Below are 24,192 nucleotides of genomic sequence, written 5' to 3' on the forward strand. Positions count from 1 at the left end.
AGGGTATAGAGCAGGGAGGGGTCTTAAATGAATCTTGACGATTACCGTGGAGTCTGGGTATTCATTGAACAAAATGACGGCAAAATTGAAGATGTTTCACTAGAATTGCTGGGTGCCGGCAGGAAGCTGGCAGATAAGCTTGAGGTCCCATTAGGGGGATTCTTGCTGGGCAATCAAATAAGGCCATTAGCTAATCAGGTTATTTCTTATGGGGCTGACGAGGTCTACGTAATTGACCATCCAGTTTTGAAGGATTATCGTACAGAATCCTATATGAGCGGTGTTATGCTGCTAGCGCAAAAATATATGCCGGAAATTATTCTTTACGGTGCAACACCCAACGGAAAGGACTTGGCAAGTGCTGTTGCAACTGATTTAGTTACAGGATTAACAGCAGATACGACGATGCTGGATGTGGACGTAGATAATAGATTGCTAGAAGCAAGCCGGCCGGCATTCGGCGGTAATATTATGGCAACGATTCTCTGTAAGAAGCATCGCCCGCAAATGGCAACAGTAAGACCTAAAGTAATGAAGGCACTTGAGCCGGATGCAGGAAGACAAGGAAAGATCATTGAAGAGAAAATAGCTCTGAACGAAGCGGAAATGCGTACAAAAGTACTACAAATTGTGAATGACGTAACAAAAAAAGCTAAATTAGCCGATGCCCATGTCATCGTATGCGGTGGCAAAGGATTGGGCGACCTGCAAAATTTCCAGCTAATCCATGAATTGGCGGAAACAATCGGCGCAAGCGTAGGCGGAACCCGCGATGTGGTTGAAGCAGGATGGCTGCCTCATGAGCAGCAGGTTGGACAGACAGGAGAAACGGTCACACCGAAAATTTATTTTGCCATTGGAGTATCCGGAGCGATTCAGCATGTGGTAGGTATGAAGAATTCCGAGTTTATAATTGCCATCAACAAAGACCCGAACGCCCCGATTTTTGACGTGGCAACGTACGGCATTGTAGGAGACGCAATGGAAATTATCCCTAAACTAATCGAGCAATTTAAAAAGCTTAAAGCTGAAAAGGGCGGTGAACTGAGCTATGCCTGAGAAGTTTGACGTGATTGTGGTAGGGGCTGGCCCTGCAGGAACCTCTTGTACTTACACTTGTGCTAAAAACGGTCTGAATGTGCTGCTGATTGAACGTGGAGAGTACCCAGGGGCAAAAAACGTTATGGGTGGAGTATTGTACCGCCAGCAAATGGAAGAATTGATTCCTGAATTTTGGAAAGAAGCGCCGCTTGAAAGACCAGTCATTGAACAGCGGTTCTGGATGATGGACAAAGAATCAGTTCTTTCGTTCGGATATAAGGGCCTTGAATGGGGTGTCGAGCCATATAATAACTTTACAGTTCTAAGGGCCCAGTTTGACCAATGGTTCGCAAAGAAAGCTGTGGATGCAGGAGCGCTTCTAATTACCGAAACAGTTGTCACGGAATGTATTGTAGAAAACGGCAAGGTAGTTGGAGTCCGCACCGACCGGCCGGATGGTGAGGTTTTTGCAGATGTAGTCGTCCTTGCTGACGGAGTTAACTCGCTGTTATCCAAACAGCTTGGGTTTCATAAGGAGTTCCGCCCGGACGAAGTGGCGCTGACAGTTATGGAAGTTGTTAATCTTCCAAAAGAAAAAATAAATGACCGCTTCAATTTGGAGGACAACCAAGGCTGCACAATTGAGATCTTTGGAGATTCCACAAAAGGAAATCTGGGTACGGCTTTCCTATATACCAACAAAGAGAGTTTGAATATCGGTGTGGGGACAACACTATCGAGTATGATAAAAGCAAAAATGAAGCCCTATGAACTGCTGGATTACTTAAAGAATCATCCGATGGTCAAGCCGTTCATTGCCGGCGGCGAGTCTGCTGAATATCTTGCCCACCTCATTCCGGAAGGCGGCTACCGCTCAGTTCCTAAAGTGGCAGGTAACGGAGTTATTGTTGTTGGGGACGCTGCCCAGCTTGTTAACGCTATTCATCGTGAAGGTTCGAACATGGCGATGCATTCTGGCTTATTGGCTGCTGAGACTGTCATTGAGGCGCACCGCCACGGCAATTTCAGCGAATCAATGTTAAATAACTACCGCGAGGCCCTTTATAATAGCTTTATCATCAAAGATTTAGAGAAGTACAAAGATGCGGCCCATACATTCGAAAAATACCCGCAATATTTTAAAGAGTATGTTCCGATGATGAATCAGGCAGCTAGCAAATTCTTTACGGTTGATGGCACGCCAAAACGTGATAAACAAAAGCAAATTATTAAGAATATGACCTCACAAAGAGGAACGCTTCGCGTATTGCAAGATCTCTATCGTGCTTGGAAGGCGGTGAAATAATGTCAACGAAGAATATTGAGGAAAAACAGTATCTTCTCAGGTTTAAGTGTGACACAAAGTCCCATCTTACCGTTCTTGATCATGACGTTTGCATGACCCAATGTCCTGATAAAATTTGTACAGTATTTTGCCCAGCCGAGGTATATAAGTGGGAAGGAACGCGGATGCAGGTAGGTTATGAAGGCTGTCACGAATGCGGAAGCTGCCGGATTGGCTGCCCTTACCAAAATATTAAATGGGAATATCCAAAAGGCGGACACGGGATTGTCTTCAGGTTAGCATAAAAAAAGGTGCTGTTTGCTATTGCAGGCAGCACCTTTTTTAGCTAATTGCAATTTACACTATATGTATATTTTTTCACAAAGGATTATAAAAAGAAGGTGAAGCTAGAAGGTAAGTATTTACAGGGTCAGCTTATTTTCTCTAAAAGGGCTGCCGAGGAAAGTTCATCTTTTTTGCAGGAGGCTGCAAGCGAGGAAGCAAGGGTTATGGCATGATCCATTTGTTCCATATTTTCTGAGCAATAATATGGCTTTTTCCAATTGAAGTCGCCGTCATTTGCGGCTGGATATATACTGACTTTCCAATGATAATAAATCCGTGGCTGAGGGAGCTGAACCCCTTCTACGGCTATTAGCCAATGTGTAGAATTGGATTCTGGAATATAGGCATCTGTATCCTTAAGCGAAACAAGATCATTTGCACCAATTGGTAAAAATGCCGTTTGATAAAAGTCATGATAATTTGGGGTTTTCAATATATTTACCTCCCTTTCATAATATCTAACTTTATTATATGAAACTATAAAGATTTTTTTGAGTGATAAATGTTATAATTTTTCAAAAAAATAAAACGTTTTCAAAAAGTTGTCAATAATATTATGAGGAAGTTGTAATTTGGGTATAGATGTGACGATTGTCACTACATAATTGTAGTGGCGCTTTTATACTGAAAGCAGAAGATTGAAAGAGGTGAATGTAATGAGCAGTTGTATGAGCGGTTTCGGCGGGATGCCGAGTGCTGAGCTAAAAAGTAAGGGATTAAGGCAATTGAAAGAAGAACATCCCCCATTAAGAAGCCAAATGGAAGGATTGTTCAGCCTAACCCAAAAAATTGATAAAGATATTGAAATAGAAGTTAATTTCCAAGAGTTAATTACGAAGGTAAAAGAATTTCAGGCAGCGCTTGACCCGCATTCGGAAAGAGAAGAAGGTGTGCTGTTCCCAATGATGGGGACTTATATTGGGACAACTTCTGGACCAATAGCGGTAATGGAGTATGAGCATGACCAAGCAAAAGCGCATATTAAATCCTTTCTTGAGCAGGCAGCCGGCAGCTCTGCTTCACCTGATGAATTAAAAAAATTAGCTGGATACATCCAAAATGCTTACTTTATTTTAACGGAGCATTTTAACAAGAAAGAAAACGTCCTTTTTCCAATGGCCGAGCGAATGCTATCTAATGAAGAAAAAGAAGAGTTATATCAAGGGATTCAAAAAATTAAGTAAAAAGGATGGGCAGAGATTCCATCCTTTTTACTTTTTTCGCAATATAAACATTTAGGATAAGAAGTGTGACTTTGCCGTTAATTGACAGAGGTTCGAAATTTTTTTATAATAATTTTGAAATCGAGATATTATGGGTATTTTGCTTTTGAGGGCAATTTCCCAAAAAGATAAAGGATGAGTTGTTATGGAAAAAGATTCAACAGCTGTTTCGTTAAAGCTATTCATTGTTCTCTCAAGAGCCTATAAAGCCATTAATGAACACGTCAATAAAGTGATCCAAGCAAGCGGTTTAAACCCAACTGAGTTTGCCGTATTAGAGCTTCTTTACCACAAAGGCGACCAGCCGCTGCAACAAATTGGTGCAAAAATCCTGCTTGCGAGCGGAAGCATTACATATGTTGTCGATAAGCTGGAACAAAAGGGATTATTGAGAAGGAGCGCCTGCCCGACAGATAGACGTGTGATTTTTGCGCAAATAACAGATGAGGGGAAAAAATTGATTCAGGATATTTTTCCTGAACATGCCCAACAAATTGATAAGCTTATGTCAAGTTTATCTGATTCCGAAAAGCTGGAGGCAATTGACTTGTTAAAAAAATTAGGTCTGCCTGCAGGAAAATTTTAATACGGCTTTTAGTCGTATTTTTTTTGGCAAAAAGGAATATTAATCAATAGTGTCGAAATGAATATAGCCGAAAAAAATGAAAAAGGGGGTTTTTTCATGGGCTTTGAACAGTATACATACATACGACCTAACTTAGACGAGGTTCGGGCAAAATTTAATGAAGCATTAGAGCGTTTCAAAAACGCTGAATCAGTGGAAAAGCAGAGCGGGGCCATGAATGAAATCAATCAACTGAGAAATGACTTGGGGACGATGTTCAATCTTTGTAATATTCGACATACCATTGATACGAATGATGAATTTTATAAAAATGAGCAGGATTACATGGATGAAATCCAGCCTGAGGTGGAAGGGTTAATCACAGGATATTATCATGCTTTGGTTGATTCCAAATTCCGCCCGCAATTGGAAAATAAATGGGGCACTCAGCTTTTCGCCCTTGCTGAAAGTCAGCTAAAGACGTTTAAACCGGAAATTGTTCCTTTGCTGCAAAGGGAAAACCGATTATCGTCAGAATACACCAAGCTTGTTGCATCGGCGAAAATCGAATTTGAAGGGGAAGAGCGTACACTTGCGCAAATCGACCCGTTTATTGAATCGACAGACCGGGAGATGCGCAAACGCGCCAGCACGGCGAAATTTGGCTTCTTTGCAGAGCATGAAGCGGAGTTTGACCGGATTTATGATGAATTGGTAAAGGTGCGGACCGAGATTGCTCACGCCTTGGGTTATAAAAACTTTGTCGAGCTTGGTTATAACCGCATGATGAGAACCGATTACAACGCCGAGATGGTGGCTAATTTCCGTCAGCAGGTAAAGGACTTTATTGTTCCAATTGCCTCTAAGCTAAAAGAGCGGCAGCGGGAACGGCTTGGCCTCGATAAATTAAAATTCTATGATGAAGGCTTTGTGTTCGAGACCGGAAACGCTGTACCGAAGGGTAGTCCTGAATGGATCATTGAGAACGGGCAAAGAATGTATCAGGATCTTTCAAAGGAAACCGGAGAATTTTTTACCTTTATGATGGAAAATAATCTGATGGACCTTGTTGCCAAGAAGGGGAAGGCAAGCGGGGGCTACTGCACATACATTGAAAATCATAAAGCGCCATTCATTTTCTCAAATTTCAATGGTACCTCTGGTGATATTGATGTCCTGACCCATGAGGCAGGCCATGCCTTCCAGGTTTATTCGAGCCGTCAGTTTGAAATACCTGAATATAACTGGCCAACCTATGAGGCATGTGAAATTCATTCGATGAGTATGGAATTTTTCACATGGCCATGGATGGACCTATTCTTTAAAGAAGACACCGATAAATATAAGTTTTCTCATCTTAGTGATGCGCTCTTATTCCTTCCATACGGAGTTTCCGTTGATGAATTCCAGCACTGGGTTTATGACACCCCAGAAGCCACACCAACAGAGCGCAAGCAAAAATGGCGGGAAATTGAGAAGAAGTATTTGCCGCATAAGAATTATGACGGCAATGAGTATCTGGAGAACGGCGGTTTCTGGCAGCGTCAGGGACATATTTATAATTCACCGTTCTATTATATTGACTATACGCTTGCGCAAATTTGCGCCTTCCAATTCTGGAAGCGGTCAAGGGAGAATCATCAAGAGGCATGGGCAGACTATGTCAAGCTTTGTAAGCTTGGCGGTTCTATGTCATTTACTAAACTAGTGGAAGCAGCCAATTTAATATCACCATTTAAAACCGGCTGTGTAGAATCTGTTGTTGGTGAAATTGAGAATTGGCTGAATTCGGTTGATGATAAAAAGCTATAAAAAAAGCGAAGCCGGAGGGCTTCGCTTTTTATTTTTGAACTGTCACCATTTCAGTGACAACTTTGATTTGGCCATCTTCTAAAATAGCAGCAAGTTGTCTAGCATCTGGCTGGTCTAAAATAAAATCAGTAATTTTATCTTCGAGCTGTTCCTGAATGGCGCGTCTTAATGGACGAGCGCCAAATGCAGGATGGTAGCCAAGTTCTGCTAATTTTCCTTTCGCTTCTACTGAAATGGTTAGTTCAATGTTTTGTTCTTTTAATGTTTCTTGCAACTCAGAAGCCATTAGGTCGACAATAGATAAGATATGCTCTTTATCCAGTGGTTTAAATTCAATGATGCTGTCAAAGCGGTTTAAAAATTCCGGCTTGAAGAAGCTGCCAAGAGAGTCAAGGATGCTAGCTTCTTCCACAGCATTGGATGTTCCAAAGCCAACGTGAATGTTTTTGTGCCCAACGCCGGCATTACTTGTCATGATAATGACGGTGTCCTTAAAGCTTACCACTCTTCCTTGGCTGTCAGTAAGACGTCCGTCCTCAAGTATTTGCAGGAACATATGCATGACGTCAGGATGGGCCTTTTCTATCTCATCCAAGAGAATAATGCTATATGGATTACGGCGGACTTTTTCGGTTAATTGACCAGCCTCCTCATGGCCGACATAACCTGGAGGAGAACCAATTAATTTTGATACGCTGTGTTTTTCCATGTATTCGCTCATATCAAGTCGAATCATCGAATCCTTTGTGCCAAATAATTCTTCTGCAAGAGTCTTAGATAATTCTGTTTTACCAACACCTGTTGGACCGACAAATAAGAAGGACCCGATCGGACGATTTTTTGCTTTTAAACCGGCACGGCTGCGGCGAACAGCTTTTGCGACCTTCTGAACGGCTTGTTCCTGGCCAATAACCTTTTTATTCAAATTTTCTTCCAGTGATTTCATTTTAAGCTGCTCGTCTTCTTGAAGTTTACCGACCGGAATCCCAGTTTTTTCTTCAATAATTTTTTGGATATCAGAAACTGTAACAACTGGTCGCTCCGTTTTTGAGGCACTATTTAATGCCTTTTCAAGTTGTGTTTCTTCATCACGAAGCTTTGCTGCCAGTTCATAGTTTTCTTTTTTTAATGCTGTTTCCTTTTTAGCGGCAATTTCCTTAAGACGGGCCTCGATTTGTTCATTATTCCGATAATCTGTAGTTAGATTTAGTTTTGAACCTGATTCATCTAATAAATCTATCGCCTTATCAGGCAGGAAGCGGTCTTGAATATAGCGCTGCGATAAGGTCACACAAGCGTGGACGGCTTCGTCTGAATAATTGACCTCATGAAAGTCCTCATATTTTTTCTGAATTCCTTTAAGGATGGCAATGGCTGCATCTGTATCAGGCTCTTGAACCTGAATAGGCTGGAAGCGGCGTTCTAAGGCTGAATCCTTTTCAATTTGGCGGTATTCTTTTAATGTCGTAGCACCAATAACCTGAAGTTCACCGCGGGCAAGGGCCGGCTTTAAAATATTGCCGGCATCCATAGAGCCTTCAGCAGAGCCTGCACCAACAAGCAGATGGATTTCATCAATGAATAAAATGATGTTTTTCCGCTCCTGCAATTCAGCGATTAATTGCTTCATCCGCTCTTCAAATTGACCGCGGATTCCGGTATTGGCAACTAAAGAAGCTACATCCAATAAATAAACTTCTTTATTTTGCAGTTTGCCTGGTACATCGCCATCGGCAATCTTTAAGGCAAGACCTTCCGCTATTGCCGTTTTACCAACACCAGGTTCACCAATTAAAACAGGATTGTTTTTATTTCTTCTGTTTAATACCTCAATGACTCGTTTAATCTCGTGATCACGGCCTATAACCGGGTCAATCAAGCCGGCTTTAGCCATTTGTGTGAGGTTACGGCCAAATTGATCGATAAAGCCGCCGCGGCCGTTTTTATTCTCAACTGCCGGACTAAATTGACCATTTGGAATGTGGCCTTGGGAAAAGTTTTTGCTAGCAAAAAGCTCTTCAAATGGAAAACCGTTGAATGGGTTCGTATTCATTCCAAAGCCTGCACCTAATGCATTTTTCTCCTTTGTATAACATTCATGGCAAAGTTTCAAATCATGACGCTGCCCATTAACATTCATGTTTAATTGTACATTTGCTTGATTTTGATTACATTTTTGACAAAGCATGTAAACAACCTCCTTGTTATTAGCTTTTATCAATTTGACTTTGACTATATTTGACCTTATGACCATAGTATACTCTGACCTTTTTTGACTTTCAAGTCTTTCGCTTGGTGAAATTTTTTCCATGATAGGAAAATAAGCTTACGAGAAAAAGCTCGTCATTGTTTGTCCCTTTGGTCATATATTTGTGATAAGGGGGAGATGATGTGAAAAAAAGCTGGAATCAAGCTTTTCAAATAGCGGCAGTCTATGTGGGGACTGTTGTTGGAGCAGGATTCGCTACAGGAAAAGAAATCGTGGAATTTTTCTCACGGTTTGGTTTCTTTGGCTTTATAAGTATATTAATGAGCGGCTATCTTTTCATTGTGATTGGTTCAAAACTGATGCGGATCGCTGCGCAAATTAATGCAAAATCATACCAGGAATTTAATGATTATTTATTTGGAAAATGGGCTGGAGGCATCATCAATTTTTTTATGCTATTTATGCTGCTTGGGGTAAGTGCCGTTATGCTGGCAGGAGCAGGAGCTGTTTTTGAAGAACAGCTTGGATTGCCAAAAAATGCGGGGGTGTTTATCACCATTTTTTTATCCTATTTGGTGATGCTTATAGGTACTAAGGGGCTTTTTGCTGTCAATACCTTTGTAGTTCCCTTAATGATTGGGTTTAGTCTGATTTTAATGCTATTGTCTTTGCAAATGCCAAACTTTTTAGAGCAGTTTTTGTATATTCCTCATGCTTCTGATGGGTGGAAAAGCGTTATTGCACCATTTTCGTATGCTGCCTTGAATCTTGGACTTGCTCAAGCGGTACTAGTGCCGATTGCATCAGAAGTGAAGGACGATTGGACGATCAAATGGGGGGGAATTCTTGGTGGTGTGGCTTTGACGGTAATATTAATTGCCAGCCACTTTACATTAATCATGCTCCCAAACCTGGAATTATATGAAATTCCGATGGCCGTTATTATGAGAAATTTAGCCCCGTTTTTCTATTGGATTTTTGTTCTTATCATTTATGGAGAAATTTTTACTTCAGTTATTGGGAATGTTTTTGGTCTCGACCGGCAGTTAAAGCAATATATGCCTGTACCGACGCTGGTTTCTGTAACGGCTATTTTTACAGTGTCTTACTTAATTAGCTTGGTGAATTATGGAACACTTTTGTCCTACCTATATCCGTTGTTCGGCTATATTTGCATGAGTTTTTTTATTCTCCTGTGGATGAAGCCATTTACACCCCCAGAAAGAAATTGAAAAGCAGCTGCTCAGGTCAGCTGCTTTTATGTTAGTGGCAGAAAAATGAACATCATCATGTCAAAAATGATATGAGAAACAATAACGAGGGGCATGCTTTTTTTCCAAAAGTATAAAAACCCCCAGACAAGACCGGAGACGAAGGCAGCGAACATTAGTAAAAAGGACCCCGAATAAATATGGACTGACCCATATAATATAGAGCTAGCAATAATGGCGACGTACGGTTTGAGGTATTTTAACAGTCTTTTTTGGACAAACCCTCTCCAGAACATTTCTTCGCCAGGTGCTGCCACTAAAATTAAGGCTAAATAGTGCCAGAATAACGAAGGTGCAAACCATCGGTACAAACGTCTTACATCTTTTTTAAAGCCTGAAATGGCCATCTCGAACAGCTGATAGCCAATCCAAAACAGCAAATATAATAGCAAACCGGAAATGACGCCTAAAAATAAATACTTGATAAAAGAGGTCTCATCTTCCACGTCTCCCTGAAACGTGGAAAAGGCGATTAGTATTAGGATGGAACCGGAAAAAATGTACCAAAATATCGCCTTATCATGAAAAGAAAAATAGAGTAGGGCATGGGCGATAATCAATCCGGTAATTAGACGTAAATCCAGGGTTCGTTTTAATTCCATAATAAGCTCCTTCGAAGATCATAACTCATATGTAAAGGAAAAGATTTCAATATACATTTTATCCAATTACGTTGATAAGAATATCTTTAAATGAAAAAAATATAATCGAGAAAGGAGTGAAGAGAATGAGTAAATCACAAAGTCAAAAGGAACGTGAATGGACGGTCAGAAAGCAGGATCAAAATCCTCATGGCAAAGTTAAATCGTTTAAAGAGCTTTCAAAGGAAACGGACCAAGGAAAATAAACGGTTTTCCGGTATAAAAAAGAAGAAAAGGCAGTGTGCATTCTGCCTTTTCAAATAATTAGTAAGCGGTTTCTTTAATAACCTTATAATTTTTATGATTAACAACTGTACGCTGATCTAATTCTAAATCACGATAATTATCCATATATGTTAAGTCAACTATTACAGAATTTTCATTCACCTTTTCAACAATCCCTTGCAGTCCGCCGCGAAATTCGATGATATTTCCTACCTCTGCTTTTTTCAAATTTCCTCTCTCCTTTATCTAGCAAACTTAAAAAACTATTTAAATAACAGTTTGCACTATTTTTCCAAATTCGTAAAGGTGTTAATGTTACAATTTAGTTAATTTCTTATATGTTTTTGTAAAAAAATTCTGGAAATATAATTAGATAATGGTAACGTTTTCATATTTAGGGATGAAATTAGCTTTAAATTAGGTTTTTACGTTAAAATAAGGAAGTGGAAAGAGGTGCTTAAAAATGAGGGAAGAAACAGTTAACGATATCTTAAATCGTCTTATGAACGGAGAGCTTTCCGAATATTACGTTAACGTTGGGGAATTTATGGATTTCCGTCAGGTGCTGGTAAAAAGAAAAGATTTTAAACACTTCCGCGGCATTGCTCAGCGGAATGGAGATGTTCTCTACCAATATTTAAAAGAGCCGAGAAGTTAAAGGAACGAACCCATTTATAATAGGGTTCTTTTTTTACCAGTATGTTTGGAAAAGTGGAAAAATTTGATAAAATAAAAGGACTACATATATAGAAGAAACTTCCAGGGAGCTGAGGGAATGGCCTTAATAGAAAATATCCAATCATTAAAGCAGGAGATTATCCTATCAACAGCAACTCCCCTTTTCTTTATGTATCAACGTTCGAACAGCAGGGAGCACGCCTTTTCTTTATTTGCCCAAAGGGGAGGGAAAAGAACATTTACAAAAGGTTCTGGAAACCCTTTCCTCCGTCAGTTCACTTAATACAACTTTGCCCTATCATCAGCTTGTTTCATTCTATCAGCGCCATTTCGCAAGACAGCCCTTTTTTATTCATCTCGGAGTCAGGACTGAGGAAACAAATAAGCTGCTATTAAATGAAGCGCAAAAAGGTGTGAGATTAATGGAATTGACGTTAGCAGGCGAAGATTGTCTTTTTGGTGAGTTGGAAATTCAAAAAGAAAGAAGGCTGCAGCTATGATGTATCGAATTGCAGCCGCATCCTCACATTTTATATTAGAAATAGTCATTGCTAATTTATTTCTGTTTTTATTTTTTATCGGTCAAAAAAGGTTTCCACCTATTTTGCTGTTTTCTTCTTTAGGCTTTATCAGCATTATTTTATTTTTCATATTGCTAGAAAGGTTTGCAAGTAAGGGGAAATGGCTTTTTTTAGTCATTATCTTGCCTGCCATCGTCATCATCGGTCATCTAGGGGGGCTGTCTCTTTTTTTCGCATCGGTAATAGGTTTGTTTGTTTTTTGGCGAGGAATTTCCATTTATGATGAAAGTTCAGGGCTTTCAAAAACCATATTGTTATTTTTTTCATTTACTCTTGGGATTATCGCCCTTGTGTATTCCGCAATGATTTCCTATCCATATCAAAATGCGATTATTTTTCAAATTATCCTTTTTATTGTCGTTATTATAACGGACGGTTTCTGTAGGAAGTGGTCTGCAGTTACCAATGACAAAGCGAAATTTGCCTTTTATTTTTTTAGAATAATGGCGAGTGTGACAGTGATTGGAATTGCCTTTATGTTCTTATTAAAATATATTCAGCTGATTTTCTCGAGTATTTTGCAAGGTATTGTTTTTCTATTTTCAGGCCTTGCAGTCCCTGTGATACGCTTTATCGAATTTGCGCTATCCTTATTTGGCAGCAGCGACTATAAACCTACCACAAAGGTTGGGGAAGGTACAAACGAGGGATTTGACTATCAGCCAAGATCCTTCGAAGTAACGGAAAATGTTTTGTATTTTCTTGCTCTCTGCACTGTAGTTGGGTTTGTCATATATTTGCTTCGAAAGAAATCAAGACTGAAGGAATCAGGCAGTCATTTTCATCATTCCGTGATTATTTCGGAAGGAGAGCCTGGCGGAGTATTCACCTCCATTTTTAAAAGAAAGGGAGTGCCGCCGGATGATTTTATTCGAAAGGAAATTTTTCGGCTGGAAAAATTTGCGAAGCGTCTGCGTTTAGGACGAGCGGCAAACGAGACGCTTAAAGAGTGGCGGCAGAGGACTGGACTTCATTTGTCAAATGAAACCATTCAAGTTTATGAAAGGGTACGCTATGGCGGAGATGAAGCTTCTATTGAGGATAAGAACTATGTTCAACAGGAAGCACAAGCATTAAAATTACAACTGAAGGAAATACGAAAAGAACAAAAAAAGTAGACATTTAAAACTAGTAGGTGAACTTAAATACGATGAAACAAAAAATCTTGCCGGCTTCTGGAAACATGAAGGAATTTGAGCGGTTTTTACAAAGTCCCTACGAAATTGGGGTTTTTTTAGATATGCATATTGCCCAGCTTAAAAATATTAATCAAATGGCCAAGCAATCTGGGAAAAAAATGATCTACCATGTTGACTTAATTCATGGCATTAAAAATGATGAATATGCAACGGAATATATTTGCCAGGAGTTCAAGCCGTACGGACTTATTTCTACAAAGGCTGGTGTGATCCAGAAAGCCAAGCAAAAGGGAGTCATCGCGGTGCAGAGAATTTTTTTAATTGACAGCCACGCCCTTGAAAAAAGCTATAAGCTAATCGAAAAAACCCAGCCGAATTATATTGAAGTACTTCCAGGGGCAATGCCGTGGATGATTAAAGAAGTGAAAGAACGCGTTAATATCCCGATTTTTGCAGGCGGACTAATTCGAACAGCAGATGAGATCGAAAATGCCCTAAATGCAGGCGCCACTGCAATAACAACCTCAAAAATAGAACTCTGGAACCTATTTGAAAAAATAGGTTGACACCGTTTTCCTAACTTTATATACTCAATTTAACAAGTTAATATTTTGTGACGGAGATAAGGAGAAACACAGTTGGTCGTTTTATGCGGCTAGTTTGTGGTTCTCCTTTTTTGAATGTGAGGTGTAAGTATGGAAAACTATATTTTATCGCTAGATCAAGGAACTACAAGTTCCCGTGCAATTCTTTTTAATCAAAGTGGCGAAATAGTCTATTCCGCCCAGAAGGAGTTTTCTCAGCATTTTCCAAAGCCAGGTTGGGTAGAGCATAATCCCAATGAAATATGGGGTTCTATTCTTGCTGTTATAGCTGCTGTCCTCTCGGAATCAGGAGTTAAACCCGAACAGGTTGCCGGAATCGGTATTACCAATCAGCGGGAAACAACTGTTGTCTGGGATATAGAGACAGGAGTTCCTGTTTATAATGCTATCGTCTGGCAGTCAAGACAAACGAGCGAAATTTGTGAAGAGTTAAAAGAAAAAGGGTATCAGGAAACCTTCCGTAATAAAACAGGTTTGCTAATTGATGCCTATTTTTCAGGAACGAAAGTAAAATGGATTTTAGACAATGTTGAAGGAGCACGGGAAAAAGCGGCAGAAGGGAAATTGCTATTCGGGACAATTGACACTTGGCTGATTTGGAAATTGTCCGGCAGGCGGGCCCATGTGACGGATTATTCCAATGCTTCGCGTACGCTGCTGTTTAACATCTATGAGCTAAAATGGGATGATGAACTATTGGAAATTTTAAGTGTTCCAAAGTCCATGTTGCCCGAGGTTCGCCCATCATCTGAGGTTTATGCCAACACAATTGATTATCACTTTTTTGGCAAGGAAATACCGATTGCCGGTGTCGCAGGCGATCAGCAGGCAGCCTTGTTTGGCCAGGCATGCTTTGAAAAAGGGATGGCCAAAAATACGTATGGCACAGGCTGTTTTATGTTAATGAATACTGGGGAAAAGGCTGTCCGTTCAGACCATGGTCTGCTGACAACGATCGCTTGGGGATTGAATGGCAAGGTTGAATATGCGCTCGAAGGCAGTATCTTTGTTGCTGGGTCGGCGATTCAATGGCTGCGCGATGGGTTAAGGATGTTCAAGGATGCAAAGGATAGCGAGGTTTATGCCGAAAAGGTGGAATCGACTGAAGGTGTATATATTGTACCGGCGTTTGTTGGATTAGGAACACCATACTGGGATAGTGAAGTGCGTGGGGCTGTATTTGGCTTGACACGCGGTACAACAAAGGAACATTTTATTAGGGCGACACTTGAATCACTGGCTTACCAAACTAAAGATGTGTTATCTGCGATGGAAGCCGATTCAGGTATTGAACTGAAAACCTTGCGCGTTGACGGCGGTGCTGTAAAGAATAACCTCTTAATGAATTTCCAAAGCGATATCCTCAATGTGCCGGTTGAAAGACCAGTCATTAATGAAACGACCGCACTTGGAGCGGCCTATTTAGCAGGTCTTGCGGTTGGTTTCTGGAAAAGCCAAGAGGAAATTTCAAAACAATGGGCTATTGATCATCAATTCAATCCAACCATGTCAGAAGAAATCCGGACTGGATTATATGCCGGCTGGAAAAAGGCAGTAAAAGCAGCGATGGTTTTTAAATAATTATTAACCATTTAAAGAAAATTATGGTATGATATGATCAAGTTAATAAATTGTCTGGAGAAATTGGAGAGACCACAAAACATTATCTAAAAATAGATAATAGCTTTTGTGGTCTCTTTTTATTTCCCCTTTAAAAAGTTTGCATATAATATAGCAATTACATTGGAGGAAATGACGATGAAATTTTCAAATTTAAATCGTATTGAAATTGCAACTAAACTAAAAAGTGAACGATTTGACATTTTAGTAATTGGCGGAGGCATTACAGGTGCCGGAATCGCACTAGACGCGGCAACTAGAGGGATGAGTACCGCCTTGGTTGAAATGCAGGATTTTGCGGCAGGAACCTCCAGCAGATCAACGAAGCTAGTCCATGGCGGGCTGCGTTATTTAAAACAATTTGAAGTGAAGATGGTGGCTGAAGTTGGAAAGGAAAGGGCCATTGTGTATGAAAATGGACCTCATGTTACGACGCCTGAATGGATGCTCTTGCCCATGCATACAGGCGGTACCTTCGGCCCGTTCAGCACTTCGATTGGACTTCGGGTATATGATTTTTTGGCAGGGGTGAAAAAATCTGAACGCCGCAGCATGTTATCAGCTGAACAAACGCTTGCTAAGGAGCCGCTGGTGAAAAAGGATGGTTTAAAAGGCGGGGGCTATTATGTTGAATATCGTACTGATGATGCTAGACTGACGATTGAAGTAATGAAGGCCGCAGTTGAAAATGGAGCAATTGCCTGCAACTATACAAAGGTAACCAAGCTTATTTATGAAAATGGAAAGGTTGTCGGAGTAATTGTTGAGGATCAGATAACTGGTGACAAATACGAAATCAGGGCTAAAAAAATTGTAAATGCTGCCGGTCCCTGGGTTGATCATATCCGTGAAATGGACAAATCTAAAAAAGGAAAAACACTTCAGCTTTCAAAAGGGGTTCATGTAGTTATCGACCAATCCAGGTTCCCATTACAGCAAGCAATATATTTTGATACACCAGACGGCCGAATGGTTTTCGCAATTCCGAGAGATGGGAAGGCTTATGTTGGTACGACCGATACTTTTTATAAGGAAGATGCAGTACATCCACAAATGACAAAATCAGACCGGGCCTATATCATTAATGCAATTAATTATATGTTTCCGAACGTAAAGATTACGGAACAGGATATTGAATCCAGCTGGGCTGGTGTACGGCCGCTAATCTATGAGGAAGGAAAGGATCCTTCTGAAATTTCCCGAAAGGATGAAATCTGGGAGTCTAAGTCTGGTTTGATTACGATTGCCGGCGGCAAATTAACGGGGTATCGGAAAATGGCGGATACAGTTGTTGATTTGCTAGTTGATAAATTTCAATTAGAAGAAGGGAGAACTCTTCCTTCATGCCAAACAAGAAACATGCCGATATCAGGAGGGAATGTAGGAGGTTCCGCCAATTTTAATTCCTATGTTTCAAAACAAATTCAGAACGGGACAGAGCTAGGGCTGTCCAGCAAAGAAGCTGAAAAATTAGCGAGAATGTACGGTTCAAATATTGACATAGTCTTTAACCTATTAAGAAAGAATAAAGATGACGCAGTAAAATACAAACTGCCTTTGGATTTATTTGCAAAACTGATTTATGCAATTGAGCATGAAATGATTGCTACGCCAATCGACTTCTTAAATCGCCGTACTGGTGCAATATTATTTGATATACAAACAGTTCGGAAATATAAAAAACAAGTAATAAATTATTTGTCTGACAAATTTGGCTGGAGTGACAAGGATAAGGCAAAATACTCTTTAGCGGTTGAAGAGGCTTTAGTGTCTGCGGTCATACCGGTCGATGAACCGAGCGATTTTCCCCAAGCAGTGAGCGAGAATTAAATAATTTTAAAAAAAAGCCGTCCGTTTGGACGGTTTTTAATGTTTTTGACGTTTTTGTGAACGTAGACACAAAATATTTGAATGAATTTAAAGAAAATGCTATTCTACCATTTGTACCATTATTATATAACCTTGATAGATAAATAATCATTACATGTTTGGATAACTTTCAGGGGAAAATAAATTTAAATTCTTTACTTTATTTCTTTAATGTCTTATTTGACTAAAGAAGGTATTTTGGCTATTTTATGAAAGTGAGCATTAATTTTTATTATCTACATAAAAAAAGGAGTTTGATTGAAGATGGCAGAAAAACAATTTACAGTAACAGCAGATACAGGAATTCATGCTAGACCAGCAACACTTTTAGTCCAAACAGCTAGCAGATTTGATTCAGAAATCAATCTTGAACATAAAGGCAAAACAGTTAACTTAAAGTCGATTATGGGCGTTATGTCCCTCGGCATTGGCAAGGGAGCCGAAATCAAAATTACAGCAGAAGGCAGCGATGCAAACGACGCATTAAACAGCCTAGAAGAAACATTGAGAAAAGAAGGATTGGCTGAATAATGACTTTTTTAAATGGGATTGCTGCATCAAATGGTATCGCCATTGCTAAAGCATACCGCCTGGTTGAACCAGATTTATCTTTTGAACAGAAAAAAATTGAAGATGCTTCATCTGAAGTAGCACGTTTTCGTGATGCCATGGCAAAAGCGAAGTCTGAACTTGAAATCATTCGCGACCGAGCAAAGGTTGACCTTGGCCCTGATAAGGCAGCCATTTTTGAAGCGCATCTCCTTGTTTTAAGTGATCCAGAATTAAATAATCCGATTGAAGATAAGATCGGGTCCGAGAACGTAAATGCAGAAGCAGCCCTTAAAGAAACTGCGGATATGTTTGTAATGATGTTCGAACAAATGGATAATGAATACATGAAGGAGCGTGCTGCGGATATCCGCGACGTGACTAAGCGTGTATTAGCTCATTTGTTAGGCGTGCAGCTGCCAAATCCAAGCATGATTGCGGAAGAAGTCATTATTGTTTCAGAAGATCTGACCCCTTCGGACACAGCACAATTAAACCGACAATTTGTAAAAGGGTTTACAACAAATATTGGCGGACGGACATCCCACTCAGCTATTATGGCGCGCTCACTGGAAATTCCAGCTGTGGTTGGAACTAAGACAGCTACCGAAGAAATTCAAAATGGCGATTTGGTCATTGTCGATGGGCTAAAGGGTGAAGTACATATTAACCCAACCCCTGAACTCGTAGAGCAGTACAAGAAAGTTCATGAAGACTTCGAAACGCAAAAAGCTGAATGGGCCAAGCTTGTCAACGAGCCTACTGTTTCCGCTGATGGGCATCACGTTGAACTGGCTGCGAACATCGGTACTCCAAAAGATTTAAAAGGAGTCAAAGAAAATGGCGGCGAGGGAGTTGGCCTCTATCGGACTGAATTCCTTTATATGGGCCGAGATCAGCTGCCAACAGAAGAAGAACAGTTCGAGGCATATAAGGCAGTCCTAGAAGGCATGGAAGGAAAGCCAGTTGTAGTTCGGACATTGGACATAGGCGGCGACAAAGAACTTCCATACTTGGAATTACCTAAAGAGATGAATCCATTCTTAGGCTTCCGAGCGATTCGTTTATGTCTGGAAGAGCAAGGGATTTTTCGGACACAGCTTAAGGCATTATTACGCGCAAGTGTATACGGAAACTTGAAAATTATGTTTCCGATGATTGCCACTCTAGATGAATTCAGGGCAGCAAAAGCCATTCTTGAAGAGGAAAAGCAAAAATTAATCTCAGGCGGGCAAAAAGTTGCTGAAAAAATTGAACTTGGTATCATGGTTGAAATTCCATCGACTGCGGTTCTAGCTGATCAATTCGCCAAAGAAGTAGATTTCTTCAGTATTGGTACTAATGATTTGATTCAATATACAATGGCAGCCGACCGCATGAATCAGCGTGTCTCCTATCTATACCAGCCATATAGCCCATCAATTTTACGATTAGTAAAAATGGTCATCGATGCTGCTCACGCAGAAGGTAAATGGGCAGGTATGTGCGGAGAAATGGCTGGCGACGAAACAGCAATTCCAATTCTGCTCGGTCTTGGACTAGATGAATTCTCGATGAGTGCTACGTCAATTCTTAAGGCACGCTCATTAATAAAAAATCTTAAGAAGTCTGACATGGAAGGACTTGCCCAGCAAGTCTTAAACATGCAAACAACAGATCAAGTAATAGAAGCAGTAAACGCTGCTATAAAATAATAAAACATGTATATTTTTAAAAGGACTAGCTGGAAAATCAGCTAGTCTTTTTTTACTGTTTTTATTTTCAATTTATTATGTTCTTTCAAATTATTTTCAGTTATAATAATAGTCATAAAGACCTGAATTACATGACTATAGTAAGATGAAATTCCGGCAGGTCTACTAAGTAATAAGAACTAAAATTGGGCATCTTAAATGTAAATCATTGTAGGGGTGGATTAATTATGGAGCAAAAACCAGTACATTATGATGGCAGTTTTCATCTTGATCAAGCTGAAAATGAAGCTGTTGTGAAGGAACCTTTTTTAATGACCGATGAAATGAGAAAGAATATAGGTAAAAATCCTTATTCGATGGAAGTTAATGAATAAAAGTTACTAGTGGATTTGTCAAATACGGCAAATCCATTTTTTTATCCAAAGCAGAATATTTGATACATACAGGGTTTTTATTTTAAAGTTTTCTTGAATTAAAATCATTCTAATCCGAGATATATTTTTTGGTTAAATCAGATGATATTGATTCACACTAAAGATATCAAATCAACAAGAAAGGTGAATAACATGGCACAGGTTTTATACATTACAGCACACCCTCATGATGAGACACAATCATACAGTATGGCAGTAGGAAAAGAATTTATCGATACGTACAAACAGGTTAATCCTAATGATGAAGTAATTCATCTGGATTTGTATACTGAGCATATCCCGCAAATTGATGTGGATGTGTTCAGTGGATGGGGAAAGCTTCGTTCCGGGCAATCCTTTGATGAGTTATCAGCAGACGAAAAAGCAAAGGTTAGCCGCTTGAATGAGTTAAGCGAACAATTTATTGCTGCGGATAAATATGTTTTTGTTACCCCTTTATGGAATTTCTCATTTCCTCCAGTAATGAAAGCATATCTTGATTCGGTTGCGGTTGCAGGAAAAACATTTAAATATACAGAGCAAGGTCCAATTGGTCTGTTAACTGATAAAAAAGCTTTGCATATCCAAGCTAGAGGCGGTTTTTATTCCTCAGGTCCTGCTGCAGAAATGGAAATGGGGCACCGTTATATTAGCGTCCTGATGAGTTTCTTCGGTGTACCATCGTTCGAAGGTCTGTTTGTGGAAGGCCATAATGCCATGCCTGACAAGGCTCAGGAAATCAAAGAAAAAGCTATTGCGCGCGCACAGGATTTAGCTCATACATTCTAATACCTAAGTGTGGTAGGGGCAGTTTTCTGCCTCTATTTTTATTTCTATCCTTTATGTTTAACACCAAAAAATTTTGGCGATGGTGGAAGGTATAAAGGAGTGGTCAAAATGAATAAAAACATTAAGATTATGTTAAGCCTCTATATCATTTTCGGGTCTGTTTTATTAAGCGGATGTGGAATACTGACTTCTAATGAATTAATTGCAAACCGTTATGCGGATGCTCTGTTAACAAAAAATAACGAAATCCAATTTCGCTTTCGAATAAACAATGAAATTTTGGAGGGACACCAATTATATAAGGTAAAAGTAACCATCCACGATGACCGCTTGGCAGCTGCCATCGGCAGGCGGGAAATTGTCTATGGTGAGGAGCAGGTTCTTAACGGAGAATATATAGACGTTAAGGGGAAAAAGGAGAAATATATTTTTATGGACCCGATTCCGCTGCAAAAGGATTTGCATATCCAAGAGCTTCAAAATATGATTGAACAGAATAACGCTGTCTCTATCGAAGTGTTCAATAACAAAAAGGTCTTTGGCAGAGCCTTTTTAACAAATTTTTCGTCTGAACTTTAAGACCGAAATAAAAAGTTTCGGTCTTTTTTATTACGATAATATTGGCGGAAAATGCTAAAATAAAAGCAATAGACGAGAGGAGAGATTTTTTTGTTAACACCAGATAATACAGTAATCGGTTTTATTGGAATCGGTGTGATGGGTAAAAGTATGGCAGGTCATCTGCTCGCTGCCGGATTCCCTGTAATGGTTTATTCAAGAACAAAAGACAAAGCTGCAGGATTAATTGAAAAAGGAGCTTTATGGGCGGAAACCCCGAGGGCCGTTGCTGAAAAGGCAAACGTGGTCATTACGATGGTAGGGTACCCAAACGATGTTGAGGAGGTCTATTTGGGTGAAAACGGATTAATTCCAAATGGAATTCCGGGCAGCTATTATATTGATATGACGACTTCTTCACCTTCTCTGGCTGAAAAAATATACAATGAGGCTAAAAAAAGAGACATCCATGCGATTGATGCTCCTGTTTCCGGCGGTGATATCGGTGCTAGGGATGCAAAGCTCTCCATTATGATTGGCGGAGACTACGATGCCTTTGAAGCCGTTCACCCGCTATTAAAATTGTTGGGAACCAATATTGTTTACCAAGGACAGGCAGGAGCAGGACAGCATACCAAGATGTGCAACCAAATTGCGATTGCTTCTAATATGATAGGTGTCTGTGAAGCCATTATTTATGCAGAAAAGGCAGGACTTGATCCTGAAACTGTTTTAAAAAGTATCACAGCAGGTGCTGCTGGAAGCTGGTCATTGAGCAATCTGGCGCCGAGAATGTTAAAAGGGGACTTTGAGCCTGGATTTTACATAAAGCATTTTATTAAGGATATGAAAATAGCCTTGGATGAGGCTGAACGTATGGATATGGAAGTGCCAGGATTGGCTTTGGCAAAATCCATGTATGATAAACTGGCTTCGCTGGGTGAAGAAAACAGCGGTACTCAAGCTTTATATAAGTACTGGAAAAAGTAGCGGACCGGCCACAAACTGCCAGGCATAAATTCCTCCTGTCTTCATGAAACTATTCGAGAAACCTAAATAGGAGGAATGTTTATGGCAAAGCGAACAAAGAAAAACGACCCGCAGCAAAAAAACAAAAAAGGTTTTGATTCTGCAGTATTAAATGAAGAATTTGCCCACGAAATGGGCTCTGCCGATACGAATAAAATTCATCATGATAAGGCAAAAAAGGTAAAAGCTGCGAAAAATAACGGAAAATATAAGGGATGAATCCCTAAAAAAGTAAAAGAGGCTGATTGGCCTCTTTTACTTTTTTAAGAACTGTTCGATTCGATTTAGTCCTTCTTCAAGCGTGCCCATTGAGCAGGCAAAGGATAAACGAAAATATCCTTCTCCGTATTCAGAAAAAGCACTGCCGGGTACTACTGCTACCTTTGCGTCATTCACGAGTTTAACCGCAAAATCAAAGCTATTCAAAGCAATCGTGCTTGGAATTTTTATAAAGAAGTAAAAGGCCCCGTCTGGCTTGACCACTTCAAAACCCATTGTCTCAAGGCGCTGATAGACATAATCACGACGCTTTTCATATTCCTTTTTCATGGAAAGGGCATCATCAATCCCTGCTGTAAGCGCCTCATATGCTGCTTTTTGAGCAATGGAATTTGCACAGGAAACATTATATTGATGAACCTTTAAGATATGCTTGGCAATACTCTCGGGAGCAAACAAAAAGCCGATTCGCCAGCCCGTCATTGAATGGGACTTGGATAATCCGTTAATGACGATTGTTTGTTCTTTAAGAAAGCTTGCGATCGAATAGTGCGTCTGGTTATAGGAAAGCTCGCTGTATATTTCGTCGGCAAGAACGAAAATATCTTTATCCCTTAAATAATCCGCTATTTCCCGTAGCTCTCCTTCGTTTAGACTAACTCCGGTAGGATTTGATGGATAAGGGAGGACGATGCAGCGAGTCTTTTCTGTTATGTATGGTTTTATCATATCCAGCGTGAAGCGAAACTGATTTTCGCGAATATCGCTATAGACCGGCTGTGCCCCCATCATTCGAATCACTGGTTCGTAACCCGGGTAAATCGGTCCGGGTAAAATAACCTCGGTGCCTTCCGTTAAGATGGTCCTTAAAGCAATGTCAATTGCTTCACTAGCTCCCATTGTGACGATTACTTCCGATTCCGGCTGATAGTCCAAATGATACTTCTTCTTTACAAATTCACAAGCAGCCTTTCTTAATTCTATTGTGCCGGCGTTATGTGTATAAGAGGTAAAATTATCAGTAATTGCTTCGATACCCGCATTTTTTACATGCTCCGGTGTAGGAAAATCAGGCTGCCCGATTGTTAAGGAAATCACGTCCTCAACATGGGAAACCATATTGGAAAACCTTCGAATCCCTGAAATTTCAATATTTTTTACACGTTCATTAAGTAAATGCTCCAAAATTGTCCGTCCTTCCCGAGATAAAATTAATAAAAGTTATTTTGCTTAATTATAGAATATTTACAAAAGATGTTTCTACTATTTAGAACAAATGAAAAAGGCCGGAAAAGTCCGGCTTTTAAACCACTATGAATATCTTTCACCCAACTTTTTAAAGATCGGTTTTTGATAGGTCCGAGGCCTTTTTTTCGGGCTGCCTGGCGGAGGATCTAACTCGGTTATGCCTGTATAGGCCTGCAACAGGGCTTTTGCTGCATTAAGGGATAGTACTGCCTTTGGATTTCGGATATGTCCGTCCAATTTTCCTAAATGAGGAAGATCCATAAAGTCACTCTTAGTAGGCGGAATGTGAAATAGGTAATTTCCGCATTCTACTAAAACATCGGATTGCTGCTGACTATTTCTGGGATGTTCGGAAAAGTGAAGACCGACTTTTTTTGCTTTTCCTTCTTCAATCAATTTCTTTAATGATTCTTGTTTTAGTTTATACAAAAACTTGGGATTTGGCGCTGTCTTTGCATGCCGGTTCACGATAAAGACAGCTTGTGAGAGGTTTTCGATGGTTAGGTTTACTTTTTTATGGGGGGATTTCTGGTCGGGATTCAAAATCATATCTCCTTTCTTTTTTAGACAATTATATTATACCG

Annotated in this window: 27 protein-coding genes; 21 read left to right on the forward strand and 6 right to left on the reverse strand. The window is 40.0% G+C overall.

Features of this window, described 5'->3' with window-relative positions:
• Positions 1 to 27: 27 nt before the first annotated feature.
• The 3 genes from KHB02_RS09060 to KHB02_RS09070 are packed head-to-tail and all read left to right on the forward strand — an operon-like array spanning position 28 to position 2,631.
• Positions 28 to 1,059 carry an electron transfer flavoprotein subunit alpha/FixB family protein gene (locus KHB02_RS09060; RefSeq protein WP_213140927.1) on the forward strand — a complete coding sequence of 344 codons (1,032 nt, stop codon included), beginning with the start codon at positions 28 to 30 and terminating at the stop codon, positions 1,057 to 1,059.
• Positions 1,052 to 2,347, forward strand: a complete 1,296-nt coding sequence (locus KHB02_RS09065) for an FAD-dependent oxidoreductase (RefSeq protein WP_213140926.1) — start codon at positions 1,052 to 1,054, stop codon at positions 2,345 to 2,347. Before KHB02_RS09060 ends, KHB02_RS09065 begins: the two co-directional genes overlap by 8 nt.
• Complete coding sequence (locus KHB02_RS09070) at positions 2,347 to 2,631, forward strand: ferredoxin family protein (protein ID WP_040204690.1); 285 nt, start codon at positions 2,347 to 2,349, stop codon at positions 2,629 to 2,631. The genes KHB02_RS09065 and KHB02_RS09070 overlap by 1 nt, the downstream gene beginning before the upstream one ends.
• A gap of 125 nt (positions 2,632 to 2,756) precedes the next feature.
• Here the strand turns inward: KHB02_RS09070 and KHB02_RS09075 are convergent, their stop codons facing one another.
• Positions 2,757 to 3,104, reverse strand: coding sequence for a hypothetical protein (locus tag KHB02_RS09075; RefSeq protein WP_213140925.1), 348 nt, complete (start codon positions 3,102 to 3,104; stop codon positions 2,757 to 2,759).
• A gap of 223 nt (positions 3,105 to 3,327) precedes the next feature.
• On the opposite strand from KHB02_RS09075, the gene KHB02_RS09080 reads away from it, so the two are divergent.
• The 3 genes from KHB02_RS09080 to KHB02_RS09090 all read left to right on the forward strand — a co-directional run bounded on the left by KHB02_RS09080 (position 3,328) and on the right by KHB02_RS09090 (position 6,271).
• The gene (locus tag KHB02_RS09080; RefSeq protein WP_241113791.1) at positions 3,328 to 3,855 is read left to right on the forward strand and encodes a hemerythrin domain-containing protein; all 528 of its coding nucleotides are present in this window, start codon (positions 3,328 to 3,330) and stop codon (positions 3,853 to 3,855) included.
• 184 nt (positions 3,856 to 4,039) lie between these two features.
• Positions 4,040 to 4,480 carry a MarR family winged helix-turn-helix transcriptional regulator gene (locus tag KHB02_RS09085; RefSeq protein ID WP_213116522.1) on the forward strand — a complete coding sequence of 147 codons (441 nt, stop codon included), beginning with the start codon at positions 4,040 to 4,042 and terminating at the stop codon, positions 4,478 to 4,480.
• Positions 4,481 to 4,576: 96 nt separating this feature from the next.
• Complete coding sequence (locus tag KHB02_RS09090) at positions 4,577 to 6,271, forward strand: M3 family oligoendopeptidase (RefSeq protein WP_213140924.1); 1,695 nt, start codon at positions 4,577 to 4,579, stop codon at positions 6,269 to 6,271.
• A 28-nt stretch (positions 6,272 to 6,299) separates the two neighbouring features.
• On the opposite strand, the gene KHB02_RS09095 is transcribed toward KHB02_RS09090, so the two are convergent.
• The gene (locus KHB02_RS09095; RefSeq protein ID WP_213140923.1) at positions 6,300 to 8,459 is read right to left on the reverse strand and encodes an ATP-dependent Clp protease ATP-binding subunit; all 2,160 of its coding nucleotides are present in this window, start codon (positions 8,457 to 8,459) and stop codon (positions 6,300 to 6,302) included.
• Positions 8,460 to 8,662: 203 nt separating this feature from the next.
• Here KHB02_RS09095 and KHB02_RS09100 point away from each other — a divergent pair, with 203 nt between their 5' ends.
• Positions 8,663 to 9,712 (forward strand): YkvI family membrane protein, encoded by a 1,050-nt coding sequence (locus KHB02_RS09100; protein WP_213140922.1) that lies wholly within the window; start codon positions 8,663 to 8,665, stop codon positions 9,710 to 9,712.
• A 26-nt stretch (positions 9,713 to 9,738) separates the two neighbouring features.
• Here KHB02_RS09100 and KHB02_RS09105 read toward each other — a convergent pair whose 3' ends face one another.
• Entirely contained in the window at positions 9,739 to 10,353 is a 615-nt protein-coding gene (locus KHB02_RS09105; protein WP_213140921.1) for a CPBP family intramembrane glutamic endopeptidase, read from the reverse strand.
• 125 nt (positions 10,354 to 10,478) lie between these two features.
• On the opposite strand from KHB02_RS09105, the gene KHB02_RS09110 reads away from it, so the two are divergent.
• Positions 10,479 to 10,598: a DUF6254 family protein gene (locus tag KHB02_RS09110; protein ID WP_241113792.1), complete on the forward strand. Its 120-nt coding sequence runs from the start codon at positions 10,479 to 10,481 to the stop codon at positions 10,596 to 10,598.
• A 58-nt stretch (positions 10,599 to 10,656) separates the two neighbouring features.
• Here the strand turns inward: KHB02_RS09110 and KHB02_RS09115 are convergent, their stop codons facing one another.
• Positions 10,657 to 10,845: a YkvS family protein gene (locus KHB02_RS09115; RefSeq protein WP_213116517.1), complete on the reverse strand. Its 189-nt coding sequence runs from the start codon at positions 10,843 to 10,845 to the stop codon at positions 10,657 to 10,659.
• A 235-nt stretch (positions 10,846 to 11,080) separates the two neighbouring features.
• Between KHB02_RS09115 and KHB02_RS09120 the strand changes: the two genes are divergently transcribed.
• The 13 genes from KHB02_RS09120 to KHB02_RS09180 all read left to right on the forward strand — a co-directional run bounded on the left by KHB02_RS09120 (position 11,081) and on the right by KHB02_RS09180 (position 22,360).
• On the forward strand, positions 11,081 to 11,275 hold the full coding sequence (locus KHB02_RS09120; RefSeq protein ID WP_213140920.1) for a hypothetical protein: 195 nt from the start codon (positions 11,081 to 11,083) through the stop codon (positions 11,273 to 11,275).
• Between the two features lie 232 nt (positions 11,276 to 11,507).
• Positions 11,508 to 11,795 carry a hypothetical protein gene (locus KHB02_RS09125; protein WP_213140919.1) on the forward strand — a complete coding sequence of 96 codons (288 nt, stop codon included), beginning with the start codon at positions 11,508 to 11,510 and terminating at the stop codon, positions 11,793 to 11,795.
• Positions 11,792 to 12,994 (forward strand): DUF4129 domain-containing protein, encoded by a 1,203-nt coding sequence (locus KHB02_RS09130; RefSeq protein ID WP_213140918.1) that lies wholly within the window; start codon positions 11,792 to 11,794, stop codon positions 12,992 to 12,994. Before KHB02_RS09125 ends, KHB02_RS09130 begins: the two co-directional genes overlap by 4 nt.
• Positions 12,995 to 13,026: 32 nt before the next feature.
• Complete coding sequence (locus KHB02_RS09135; RefSeq protein ID WP_213140917.1) at positions 13,027 to 13,581, forward strand: glycerol-3-phosphate responsive antiterminator; 555 nt, start codon at positions 13,027 to 13,029, stop codon at positions 13,579 to 13,581.
• A 129-nt stretch (positions 13,582 to 13,710) separates the two neighbouring features.
• Entirely contained in the window at positions 13,711 to 15,201 is a 1,491-nt protein-coding gene (glpK, locus tag KHB02_RS09140; RefSeq protein WP_213140916.1) for a glycerol kinase GlpK, read from the forward strand.
• A gap of 177 nt (positions 15,202 to 15,378) precedes the next feature.
• Positions 15,379 to 17,070 carry a glycerol-3-phosphate dehydrogenase/oxidase gene (locus KHB02_RS09145; protein ID WP_213140915.1) on the forward strand — a complete coding sequence of 564 codons (1,692 nt, stop codon included), beginning with the start codon at positions 15,379 to 15,381 and terminating at the stop codon, positions 17,068 to 17,070.
• Positions 17,071 to 17,373: 303 nt separating this feature from the next.
• Positions 17,374 to 17,640, forward strand: a complete 267-nt coding sequence (locus tag KHB02_RS09150) for a phosphocarrier protein HPr (RefSeq protein WP_213116509.1) — start codon at positions 17,374 to 17,376, stop codon at positions 17,638 to 17,640.
• Complete coding sequence (gene ptsP, locus KHB02_RS09155) at positions 17,640 to 19,352, forward strand: phosphoenolpyruvate--protein phosphotransferase (protein ID WP_213140914.1); 1,713 nt, start codon at positions 17,640 to 17,642, stop codon at positions 19,350 to 19,352. The genes KHB02_RS09150 and ptsP overlap by 1 nt, the downstream gene beginning before the upstream one ends.
• Before the next feature lie 227 nt (positions 19,353 to 19,579).
• Entirely contained in the window at positions 19,580 to 19,726 is a 147-nt protein-coding gene (locus KHB02_RS09160; protein WP_213140913.1) for a hypothetical protein, read from the forward strand.
• Between the two features lie 192 nt (positions 19,727 to 19,918).
• The gene (locus KHB02_RS09165; RefSeq protein WP_213140912.1) at positions 19,919 to 20,554 is read left to right on the forward strand and encodes an FMN-dependent NADH-azoreductase; all 636 of its coding nucleotides are present in this window, start codon (positions 19,919 to 19,921) and stop codon (positions 20,552 to 20,554) included.
• Between the two features lie 108 nt (positions 20,555 to 20,662).
• Positions 20,663 to 21,133, forward strand: coding sequence for a hypothetical protein (locus KHB02_RS09170; RefSeq protein ID WP_213140911.1), 471 nt, complete (start codon positions 20,663 to 20,665; stop codon positions 21,131 to 21,133).
• Between the two features lie 90 nt (positions 21,134 to 21,223).
• Positions 21,224 to 22,102, forward strand: coding sequence for an NAD(P)-dependent oxidoreductase (locus KHB02_RS09175; protein WP_213140910.1), 879 nt, complete (start codon positions 21,224 to 21,226; stop codon positions 22,100 to 22,102).
• Positions 22,103 to 22,183: 81 nt separating this feature from the next.
• The gene (locus KHB02_RS09180; RefSeq protein ID WP_213116503.1) at positions 22,184 to 22,360 is read left to right on the forward strand and encodes a hypothetical protein; all 177 of its coding nucleotides are present in this window, start codon (positions 22,184 to 22,186) and stop codon (positions 22,358 to 22,360) included.
• A gap of 36 nt (positions 22,361 to 22,396) precedes the next feature.
• Here the strand turns inward: KHB02_RS09180 and KHB02_RS09185 are convergent, their stop codons facing one another.
• Positions 22,397 to 23,545 (reverse strand): aminotransferase A, encoded by a 1,149-nt coding sequence (locus KHB02_RS09185; RefSeq protein ID WP_213140909.1) that lies wholly within the window; start codon positions 23,543 to 23,545, stop codon positions 22,397 to 22,399.
• Between the two features lie 126 nt (positions 23,546 to 23,671).
• The gene (locus KHB02_RS09190; RefSeq protein WP_378580971.1) at positions 23,672 to 24,151 is read right to left on the reverse strand and encodes a YkyB family protein; all 480 of its coding nucleotides are present in this window, start codon (positions 24,149 to 24,151) and stop codon (positions 23,672 to 23,674) included.
• Between the last annotated feature and the right edge of the window lie 41 nt (positions 24,152 to 24,192).

The organism is Neobacillus citreus, from assembly GCF_018343545.2.
Lineage (GTDB): Bacteria > Bacillota > Bacilli > Bacillales > Cytobacillaceae > Neobacillus > Neobacillus citreus.